This window comes from Candidatus Angelobacter sp. (assembly GCA_035607015.1).
Taxonomy (GTDB): Bacteria; Verrucomicrobiota; Verrucomicrobiia; order Limisphaerales; family AV2; genus AV2.
On the sequence record DATNDF010000146.1, the window covers coordinates 1 to 9,781 of the forward strand.

13 protein-coding genes are annotated in these 9,781 nt (G+C 59.5%); 8 read left to right on the top strand and 5 right to left on the bottom strand.

Annotated features, from left to right (window positions below; all coding sequences use genetic code 11):
* The 7 genes from VN887_05920 to VN887_05950 all read left to right on the top strand — a co-directional run.
* Positions 1 to 710: hypothetical protein (locus VN887_05920; protein ID HXT39542.1), on the top strand; the 710-nt coding region annotated here is incomplete at its 5' end.
* A gap of 133 nt (positions 711 to 843) precedes the next feature.
* On the top strand, positions 844 to 966 hold the full coding sequence (locus tag VN887_05925) for a hypothetical protein (protein ID HXT39543.1): 123 nt from the start codon (positions 844 to 846) through the stop codon (positions 964 to 966).
* A 59-nt stretch (positions 967 to 1,025) separates the two neighbouring features.
* Entirely contained in the window at positions 1,026 to 1,331 is a 306-nt protein-coding gene (locus tag VN887_05930) for a hypothetical protein (protein HXT39544.1), read from the top strand.
* 112 nt (positions 1,332 to 1,443) lie between these two features.
* Positions 1,444 to 1,932, top strand: coding sequence for a hypothetical protein (locus VN887_05935; protein HXT39545.1), 489 nt, complete (start codon positions 1,444 to 1,446; stop codon positions 1,930 to 1,932).
* A gap of 141 nt (positions 1,933 to 2,073) precedes the next feature.
* Positions 2,074 to 3,477, top strand: a complete 1,404-nt coding sequence (gene argH, locus VN887_05940) for an argininosuccinate lyase (GenBank protein ID HXT39546.1) — start codon at positions 2,074 to 2,076, stop codon at positions 3,475 to 3,477.
* Position 3,478: 1 nt separating this feature from the next.
* Positions 3,479 to 4,525 carry a phytoene/squalene synthase family protein gene (locus VN887_05945; GenBank protein HXT39547.1) on the top strand — a complete coding sequence of 349 codons (1,047 nt, stop codon included), beginning with the start codon at positions 3,479 to 3,481 and terminating at the stop codon, positions 4,523 to 4,525.
* 9 nt (positions 4,526 to 4,534) lie between these two features.
* The gene (locus VN887_05950) at positions 4,535 to 5,683 is read left to right on the top strand and encodes a hypothetical protein (GenBank protein HXT39548.1); all 1,149 of its coding nucleotides are present in this window, start codon (positions 4,535 to 4,537) and stop codon (positions 5,681 to 5,683) included.
* A gap of 14 nt (positions 5,684 to 5,697) precedes the next feature.
* Here VN887_05950 and VN887_05955 read toward each other — a convergent pair whose 3' ends face one another.
* The 3 genes from VN887_05955 to dprA form a co-directional block, all read right to left on the bottom strand.
* Positions 5,698 to 6,447: a polymer-forming cytoskeletal protein gene (locus VN887_05955; GenBank protein ID HXT39549.1), complete on the bottom strand. Its 750-nt coding sequence runs from the start codon at positions 6,445 to 6,447 to the stop codon at positions 5,698 to 5,700.
* A gap of 34 nt (positions 6,448 to 6,481) precedes the next feature.
* On the bottom strand, positions 6,482 to 6,892 hold the full coding sequence (locus VN887_05960; GenBank protein ID HXT39550.1) for a polymer-forming cytoskeletal protein: 411 nt from the start codon (positions 6,890 to 6,892) through the stop codon (positions 6,482 to 6,484).
* Between the two features lie 216 nt (positions 6,893 to 7,108).
* Entirely contained in the window at positions 7,109 to 8,215 is a 1,107-nt protein-coding gene (dprA, locus tag VN887_05965) for a DNA-processing protein DprA (GenBank protein HXT39551.1), read from the bottom strand.
* 112 nt (positions 8,216 to 8,327) lie between these two features.
* On the opposite strand from dprA, the gene VN887_05970 reads away from it, so the two are divergent.
* A complete protein-coding gene (locus VN887_05970) occupies positions 8,328 to 9,005 on the top strand; it encodes an HAD hydrolase-like protein (GenBank protein ID HXT39552.1) in 678 nt (225 codons plus the stop codon).
* A gap of 92 nt (positions 9,006 to 9,097) precedes the next feature.
* Here VN887_05970 and VN887_05975 read toward each other — a convergent pair whose 3' ends face one another.
* Both VN887_05975 and VN887_05980 read right to left on the bottom strand, forming a co-directional pair.
* Positions 9,098 to 9,325 (bottom strand): zinc ribbon domain-containing protein, encoded by a 228-nt coding sequence (locus VN887_05975; GenBank protein HXT39553.1) that lies wholly within the window; start codon positions 9,323 to 9,325, stop codon positions 9,098 to 9,100.
* A gap of 29 nt (positions 9,326 to 9,354) precedes the next feature.
* Positions 9,355 to 9,781 (bottom strand): hypothetical protein (locus tag VN887_05980; GenBank protein HXT39554.1); only part of this gene is annotated, 427 nt, incomplete at its 5' end.

Here is a 9,781-nt window from a genome sequence, read left to right on the forward strand (position 1 = left end):
GTATGCGCGAAGCGCGAGCGATGCCGGACTCCAGTCGGCCTACGGCCTCCTTCCGTCCAGCATCGCGAAGAATAGAAACCGAACGAACAACAAACCGGCAGAACTTCAGTTATGAAGTGTCCCACCAACGGGGTCAGGTCAGTATTGACGAATCCATCATGTTGCTTGGAGCACGCTTACCGATCACGCGTCTTATTAGGATTCCATCAAGTGCTCGAGTGGGATGGGACCGCCATCACCGCGCAGACAATTTCCGCAATCGACGAATAAGCTGCCCGAAAGAAGTTTGGCGCCCAAACAGAGATGAACAGAATTTGCATCTTCCAGGAATGAATCGAACGTTATGCATGATCGCTGTTGCAATCGCTGCAATGGCTTCCCTTTCTGGCTGCGATGATAAGAAGCAGTCTCGACAGCCGGGACCAAGCCAAAGGAAGCTTGAGATGATACGACGATCGATGGGAGACGGTAAGCCGGCGCTCTTGTCGATTGGGGTTATCGACGGCGCAGACGTTCAATCCCACCAGGCCGTGCGTCAATACCTTGCGTCGAATGGTGTTCCTTGCTTTATCGAAGGAACGCTGGCCTTTGATGTCATGATCTACGAAACAGACGTCGATAAAGCCAAGGCGCTACTTGCGACAAATCGCCCCGAGCTAAGGAACTTTCGGACCGTTTGGGACTATTTGGACTCTGCACGCCGACCATAGCAATCGCGTTACTAATGATACTACTGGCCTTGCCTCGATTTGGTGGACGGGCTGTTGAATTGGGATCAGTAAGCCGGCGGGCGATGAACGGAAGATTTGAAGTGAACTTGGATCGAACAACAGGTCACGACGCATGAAAACGAAAAGCACTTTCGGTTTGCGGCAGCTTCTTGCGCTGTGCGGGCTGTTCGTCTGTCACAACGCGTTCGCCTTTTACAATCCTGCGACCGGGCGCTGGCTCAGCCGCGACCCATGAGCATGAAACCCATCTCTGATGGCGTTGGGGTCATTATTCTAAGCGTGTTAATTGGATGTATGGCGAAGAAAACGCAACCGACCACAGGTGATCTCTTGGGAAGGTGGAAGACCGGCACAGTCCAGACCGAATGGGGAGCATCCGTTCTCGAAATCACCTTCCCCAGCGCATCTGACATCGAGTTCAAAATGAAACCCGTTGCGGGCGGACAGAGCATCGTGAGCAAGGGCAACTATCGGTTGAGGGGCAGCCAACTGATCTCGGCCGCCATCAACAAGGGCGAGCCGGTTTCGGTCTGGCTGGAAGATGATCAGCTTGTAATCCAGACTCCACCCGAACCGCCTCAGCGCTTCGTGCGCAAATAGACCTTTTGCGCGCCCATAGCACGCCTGTCCCACACAAAAGGAAGAAGAGATTTCGTAGCGGCCCTGGCTGACAACGACAATTGTGAGTGCAAGAAGCCCAACATGGTGCGGAGTGCCTGTCGCGGTCTCGATTATTTTTGCCCTGGCCGCTTCATGCACACAGCCCTCTGATGGAAACGCTCCTCTGGTCGACAGAAGCGCTGTGGAGGACGCCCACGGACTGAAGTTGCCTCAGTCGGCGCGTAACTGCCAGCAGAGGCGCATCGTGCGCTTTGTTGATCACAGTGTTTTATCTTTGTTTGAGCTTGATCAGAACGAAGTTCAGAAGTTCCTTGCTCAACTCAAAATCAAATCGCGGAATCCACCCGCAAAGACTGGCGCGGGCGACCCATGCCTCAACGGTTGGAACGTTTGGCCAGAAAACACGGCAACCTTCGTCCCTGGAAACAAGGAACTCGGAGGGCTAAAGCGAACATGGGTGAATGAAGCCAAGCCGATTGAAATGCTAAGTTGCAGCTCACCGAAAGGGGACTGGCTCCATGTCGAAATCTGGTCTGTGGGCGATCACACCGTGATCAAGCTCTACACGGACTGGAATTGAACCAGAGCGGCGTGCGCGTATGGAAAGGATTGGGCGGCCGGTACGTCGAAACGAAGTGAGAAGCCGATGAAATCGAGAGCGTCCGCCTTTCCCGCGTGACTTTCAGGGACGTTGGCAGCAGATTCATGCGCGTTTAATGGCATGAAGAAGCGTTCTCCAGTGTCCCGAAGCGGGAGGTTTCTCGGTGACCCGAGCGCGGATGTTGCCCGGTTTACCGAATCCATTTCCTTCGACTGGCGGCTTTGGCGCCAAGACATCCTCGGTTCCATCGCCCATGCCACGATGCTCAGGAAAATCGGCGTCCTGACCAAAGAGGAGCAGATGGCCATCGTGAAGGGCCTCGATGACATCGGCCAGGAAATCGCCGGCGGCAAATTCCAGTGGCGTCCTGACCTTGAGGACGTCCACATGAACATCGAAGCCGAGTTGACGCGGCGCGTGCCGGCAGGGGCAAAACTCCATACCGCCCGCTCAAGGAACGATCAGGTGACGCTCGACATGCGGATGTGGCTGCGCGACGAAATAGTCGAGCTGGCGCGTGAAATCCGCGGCCTTCAGGGCGCGCTGGTTCAACTCGGTGAACAAAACGAGGACGTGCTGATCCCCGGCTACACGCATCTGCAACGCGCGCAGCCGGTTTATCTGGCGCATCATTTACTGGCCTACGTGGAAATGCTGGAGCGGGACCGGGAGCGCCTCAAGGATTGCTTCAAGCGGGTGAATGTCTGTCCGCTTGGCAGCGGCGCCATTGCCGGTTCCACCCTGCCGCTCGACCGCGAACTCGTCGCGAGACTGCTGGGTTTCGTTGACGCCAAAGACCGGCCGCAACTCACGCAAAACTCAATGGACGCGGTAAGTGACCGGGATTTCGCAATCGAATTCTGTGCCGACGCCGCACTGCTGGCCGTTCACCTTTCGCGGCTGGCGGAGGATCTGATCCTGTGGGCGAGTTCGGAATTCAAATTCATCAGAATTGCCGACGCTTACACGACCGGCTCCTCGCTGATGCCGCAGAAGAAAAACCCCGACATCGCCGAGCTGGCGCGGGGCAAATCCGGTCGCGTCATCGGCAACCTTGTGTCGTTGCTGACCCTGTTGAAGGGCCTGCCAATGGCTTACAATCGCGATTTGCAGGAAGACAAGGAACGGCTGTTCGACAGCGCCGACACGGTGCGCGCGACGGCGCGGCTGATGACGGCGATGCTCGCGCACACCGGGGTGAACGCAGCCGTTTGCAACGGTGCGGCTGGCGACCCGGCTTTGCTGGCCACGGACCTCGCGGATTATCTCGTGGGCAAGGGCGTGCCGTTCCGGCAGGCGCATCATGCGGTCGGCGCGGTGGTCGCGCTGGCAGAGAAAACGGGGAGGCCGTTGAACCGGCTGACGCTGGAGGATCTGCGGGCCGCCGACAAAAACTTCGAGGCAGACGCGAGCCATGTCTTCAATCTGAAAACCGCCATGGCGCGGCGCAACACGACCGGCGCGCCGGGAACACGGGAAGTGCGCAGGCAACTCGTCCGCTGGCGAAAAATCCTGGGCGCCTAGCATGGGAGATCCGGCGTCAGGTCTGCTGACGGATTTGCTCAAGCAGGTTTCACGCTCGTTCTATCTGACGCTGCGCGTGCTTCCGGCCGGCGTCCGACCGCAGATCGGCCTTGCCTATCTGCTTGCCCGAACAACCGACACCATCGCTGACACGCAGATCATTCCCGTCGGCGAACGGCTCCAGGCGCTGCAGACGCTGCGCGAAAGGATTCTGGGCAGCTCATCCGGCCCGCTCGACCTGGGCGCATTCGCGCAACATCAGAGCCTGCCAGCCGAATGGAGCCTGCTCCAGCGCGTGGAGGAATCGCTGACGCTCCTCGAACGGCTTTCGGCGGACGACCTGCGCCTGCTGCGCGACGTTCTCGCGGTGATCACGAGCGGACAGGAACTGGATTTGAATCGTTTTGCCGATGCGTCGCGGGAGCGAATCATTGCGTTGAACACCGACGATGAATTGGAGGACTATACTTATCGCGTGGCGGGTTGTGTCGGCGAATTCTGGACGAGGATGTGCCGCGTCCATTTGTTCCCCGAAGCACCGCTTGACGACGCGTTTCTGCTCGCGAACGGCATCCGATTCGGCAAAGGGCTTCAACTGGTGAACATTCTGCGCGATCTGCCGCGTGATCTGCGCCAGGGCCGCTGTTACCTTCCCGGCGACCGGCTGTGGGCAATCGGGCTGGCGCCGTTCGATTTACTGGAGCCGGTTAACGGACCGAGGCTGCGACCGCTTTACGACATTTATTTGCAACGGGCCGGCGCGCACCTGGCTGCAGGATGGGATTACACCCTGGCGCTTCCCCGCTCGCACGCGCGTGTGCGCCTGGCCTGCGCCTGGCCGCTCCTGATCGGCAACCGGACCGCAGAGAAGCTGCGCGCCGGCAATGTTCTCGCCCCTGAACTTCACGTCAAAGTCCCTCGCGCCGAGGTGCGGAAAATCCTGGTTCGCACGATCCTTTATTATCCGTGGGCGTCAGCGTGGGGGCGGCTGTTTGGTGGCCGGAATGACGTTGGAAATAAGGTTGATTTGGAGGCACCTCTCGATTAGATTTCCGGCATGAAAATCTCCAAGCCCGTATTCCTTCTGGCAGGCGCCGGTCTCGGCTTGACGCTGGTTTACAGTCAGCAGTCGTCGTCCGACAACTCAACAAAAGCGCAACAGATTTTGAGGCAAAAAATCGCGGAATTGAATAATCCCTCTTCTGCTCCCGCCTCCACGCCACCGGGATCGTTGAGTCCCGAAGCCCGGGCCAAGGCGCAGAAAATCCTGGACGAGAAGCTCCATCAGGCGGCCAACGGACAGAAACCTGCGGCGCCCGCCCCCAACACGGAAGCCCAGAGCAAGGCCGAACAGGCGCTGCAACAGAAGCTGAACGAATTGCGCGCGGGGACTGCGAGCCGTCCGGAAACGACCGCCGACGCCCAGCAAATCCTTCGGCAAAAGATTGCTGAACTGAATTCGGCACCCCAACCAGCCGCGGCGCCCCCCGTGAGTCCAGCGCCCGTGGTCAAGGCCAAACCGGCGCCCGCGCCCAAACCGGCGGAACCGCAGATAGCCGTAACGGTCCAACCCAAGCCTGTTGAGCCACAAAAGACCGTGGCGGTGCAACCGAAGCCAGCCCCGCCGAAAAAAGCCGTGACAGTTCAGGCAAAACCGGCCGTGGTGCAGGTGAGGCCAGCTCCCGTCGTCAGCCAGCCTCCACCTGAAAAAACGGCCGAGGTCAAGGTAGCGGAGAAAATCGACAGTGTTCCTTCCACGCCGGCGCCGACGCTGACACCTGAACTGGACGCCAAAGCGCGAGAAGTTTTGCGAATGAAGATCGCCGAGAGCCGCGCGCAAGCGCCCGCCCAGGTAGAGCAGCCCGCCCCCGGCGCGCAAGCCGCGGCGCAGGCGGCCCTGAATCAGAACGAAGCCGAATTGAAAGCGGGCGTCACGCCGGACACGACGGAACAGACCCGCATCCTGCGACTAAAGATCGCCGAGTCGAGAGGAATCATCTCGCATGAAGAGGCGACCACGTCTTCGGCTCCGGTGGTTTCCGCGGCGCGCGCAACGCCGGCTGTCGGCGCGTCACCGGTCATGTTCCAATCGTCCAACAAAGTCGGATTGGCCCGTTTGAACGAGCTGACCGAACTCTACAAGGCGGACAGGATCACACCTGCGGAATATCACCATGAGCGTGCGAAGATCGTCGCTTCGCTCTAACCCCGCTTTTTGACTCACCCGCCGGATCTTTTCGGCGGGCTTTTTTTTGCCGGATTGGAAACTTCCGGAGCAAGCGGCTTCGGCACGCCGATCTTCGCCTGCCCCACCATCACCGCGCCTTCCTCGACAACCAGATCGCCCGCCTCCACGTTGCCGAACAAACGGCCGGCGGCGCGCAGCACGACGGCGCCGGCAGCGCGCAGATTCGCGGCCAGTTCACCCGCAATTTCCGCCCCTCCCACAGCGAGTTCCTCTTTCCAGCGGAAATGGTTTTCCGCGGGAATGATGAGCCGCCCGGTTTTAAAAATCCCCTTGATGTCCGCGGTCGAGTAAATCGTCAGCGACCGCTCGGCCACCAGTTTGCCCAGAAATTTTCCGCGGATGATCGCGTCGCCGACCACGGCTTCGGTATTGAAGACGTAGCCTTTCGGTTCGATGACAAATTCGCCCTTGGTCTTGAAGTTTTTTGAAACCGCGTTGGAAATGCGATAATCGCGCAGGTCAATGTGTGCGCTGCAGCGTTTGCACATCGTGGATTGCGCACTGGCCGCCACCTCGAGGTCGGTGCCGCACTCGAAGCACGCCAGCTTCCTCACCTCCCTCGGCCGCGCAGCCGCCTTCACCGCGGGCTTGAGGACCTCCTGGACGCGGATATATTGACCGCATTCTTTGCAGGCTGTGGAGATCGCGGCGCGCGCCTCCGGCTGCTGGTGACCGCAACGCGGGCAGGTCACCAAAACCTTGGCCTGTTTCTTCGCTGGCATTCAACGCTCGACCAAAACGGCCGCCAGCGACACGTCAACGTCCGCCCAGTCTGGCAGGCTCGGGAATCTTCGGCGCCTCGTTCGGACGCGGCGGAGCGGTGGGCGAAACCTTGTTCGGATTGACTTCGGTCTTGCCCACGAACGTGACGCCCTCCTCGATGGCCAGCTTGGACGAGCGGATGTCGCCAAACAATTCAGTCTTCGCCTTGATGTCAATTTTCTCCTTCGCGATGATGTTGCCGTTGACTTTACCTCGCACCACGACGTTCGTGGCGTTGATGTTACCGTTGACGACCGCGCCATCACCGAGGTTCAAGGTGCCGTCCGTGTTGATTTCCCCGTCGAGTTTGCCCTCGAACGTGAGTTCACCCGAAAATTTGAGATTGCCTTTGATTTCAACATCCGAGTTCAGGACGTTTTTCGATCCGGTTCCAGTAGTGCTCATATTTTTCTCGTGGTTTGTGTTGATGCCGAACGTCGTAGTTACCCCAACATGGACAAGGCGTCAAAATGATTGTTCGAGAATCGCCGCCCGTGATTATTCTCCGGTTCGCGGCAGGAGATTCACCTTTTGCTGTGCGGCACGTTCTCGCCGCTGGCGGGTGATTCCACGAATCAGGAAGCATGTCCCGGACCCATCAACCGGTCTCTTTGTCGTCAGCTACGCATTTCGGACAAAAAGCTTTCCGGGAAGCTGCCTGACCACCCGCTTCATCTCCAGGCCGAGCAAGGCCACGGAAACAGCTGAGGCGGGCAATCCGCTGCACCGAATCACCTCGTCCATTGTCATTTCCTCGTTGCTCAAGGCATCGTAAACCTTCTGCTCGTTCCCGGACAGATTGAGCGCGGGCAGCGTGCCGCTTTCCGCCGGCGATGGCGGGCGATTGCTCGCCGGAAACAAATACTCGAACTCGCTCAAGACATCCTCCGCGCCCTCGCACAGTTTCGCGCCCTTCTTGATCAAATCATGGCAGCCCTTGCTTTGCGGCGAATCAATCCGCCCCGGCACGGCAAACAGCTGCCGGCCGTTGTCAATCGCCATACCCGCAGTGATGAGCGCCCCGCTGGTAAGGTTGGCCTCGACCACCACCGTGCCAAGCGTCATGCCTGCGACGATGCGATTACGAATCGGAAATGACTGTTTGTCCGCCTTGCGATTGAACGGAAACTGGGTGATGACCGCGCCGTTGGTCGCGATCCGTTCAAACAACTCCCGGTTCTCCGGGGGGAAAATGATGTTGATGCCCGTGCCCATGACGGCAATGGTCCGGCCTTTTGCGCTCAATGCGCCTTGATGGGCCGCGGTGTCGATGCCGCGTGCTCCGCCGCTCACGACCGTTACCCCCACATAGGCGAGTTGATAGGCCAGTTTGCGCGCCGTCTCCAGGCCGTAGTGCGTCGTCAGACGCGAGCCGACCATCGCCACGGCATTCTTGTCCTTCGCAGTGAGCCCGCCTTTTACGTAAAGCACGATGGGCGGGTCATAAATCTGCCGGAGCAACTCGGGATATTCGTCGTCTGTCTGCGTGAGAATGTGGCATCCGGATTCCTGGATGCGTTTCACTTCACCGTCGAGATCCACCGACTTTTCCCAATTCGCGATGGCCTCGGCGGTTTCCTCTCCAATACCGCGCACCTGGAGCAGGCGCAGTTTGGAGGCATGGAGGACGGCCGGCGCGTCGCCGAAGTGTTCCAGCAATTGCCGCACGCGAACCGGCCCGACGTGCTCGATCATGTTCAACGCGACCAGCGCTTCCCTGGACTCCATGGCCTGTTGGATACCGAATTCTCCTTCTGTCATCAAGCAGAGAGAGTGTGAACATATTGACAAATCAAAACTCCGGATTGCATTTTAATGGCGCGGCCGCCTAGCCTTCCGCGTGGTTCGCCTCGTACTGTTTGACATTGACGGCACGCTGATCCGCACCGGTGGCGCGGGTGTCAGCGCGTTCGGGCGCGCATTTGAAACTGAGTTCGGGATTGCCAACGGCGCCGCGCAGATCAAATTCTCCGGGCGCACTGACACCGGTATCGCCCGCGAAATGTTCCTCCAACACGGCGTCGAGACCTCGCCCGGGAACTTCCGCCGTTTTTTCGACTCCTACGTTTTCTGGCTCGATCACCTGCTGACACAGACACGCGGCGCCGTGGTTCAAGGCGTATGGGAATTCATCCACCAACTCCACGCGCTGTCCGAACCGCCGGCGACAGGTCTTCTGACCGGCAACATCCGACTCGGCGCGGAAATCAAGCTCCGCCATTTCGAGCTCTGGGAGGTCTTCCAGACCGGCGGATTTGCCGACGACCATGAGGACCGCAACCAGATTGCCGCCGTGGCCCGGCGCCGCGGCAGCCGGTTGCTGAACGGCCCTCTGCAAGGCAACCAAATCCTTGTGATCGGCGACACACCCCGCGACATTGAGTGCGCCCGCGCCATTGACGCGCGAATGCTCGCCGTGGCGACCGGCGGCGCGACGCACGATGAGTTAAAGCCCCATCGACCGGACTGGCTGGTCGAAGATTTGAGGAAAGTAACGGCGCAGGAGGTTTGTGACTGACAGACCGGGACCGGAGGGACGCGCGCTGCTGTTCCGCCCCTTTCTGAAGAGCAGAAGATAACACCACAGCAGGAGCGGCGTCTCGCAAATCGTCAGTGCGAATGCGGCTTACCCGTGCCGCACACGCCGCAGGAACGCGGCTGACCGGTGCAGGTGGGTGCGACGGCTTCACCCGCCACATTGGAAGCGAACACGGAGAGTTTCTTCGTCAGCCTCGTGGAGCCGCAGTGCGGACAAACGGTGCCTTCCCAGTCGCTGGAACGCACGAGGATTTCGCTGTCCTGTTCGCACTTCCCGCAATGAAATTCATAAATCGGCATGGCGCAAAATAACGTGGTCCCGAAAAATCTCAAGCGGGCGCTTTTTGCGCAAAAGGCCTGAGCGGCCGTCCGCCGCAATCCGCGCAGGTTCCCCCGGTCACGACGAACTGCGCCCCGCAGCGCGCACAATAAGACCGGTTTGAAGGTTCGGCAGGTTTGGGCGGCGCAGTCAGGTCGCCCGGACGGAGGCCCGCGCCAGCCATGTACTTTTCAACCGCGTTCAGTGCCGCATCGCGAAACCATTGCTCAGTGGCAACGGTGGCCGGGTCGTTTTTCGGAGAGATGGGAAAAAGCGGGAAGCGCGAATCCAGCAACACCTGCCGCGCCAGTTCCCTGAAGGATTCTCGCGAAGACAAAACGCGGGCAATGGCCAGCGGGTGAAAGTTTTCGAGCACGTGGCGGGCGAGGATGTCCGGCGCACGGATTGCCGAAGGTGGCGCGAGCAGCATCGTCAGG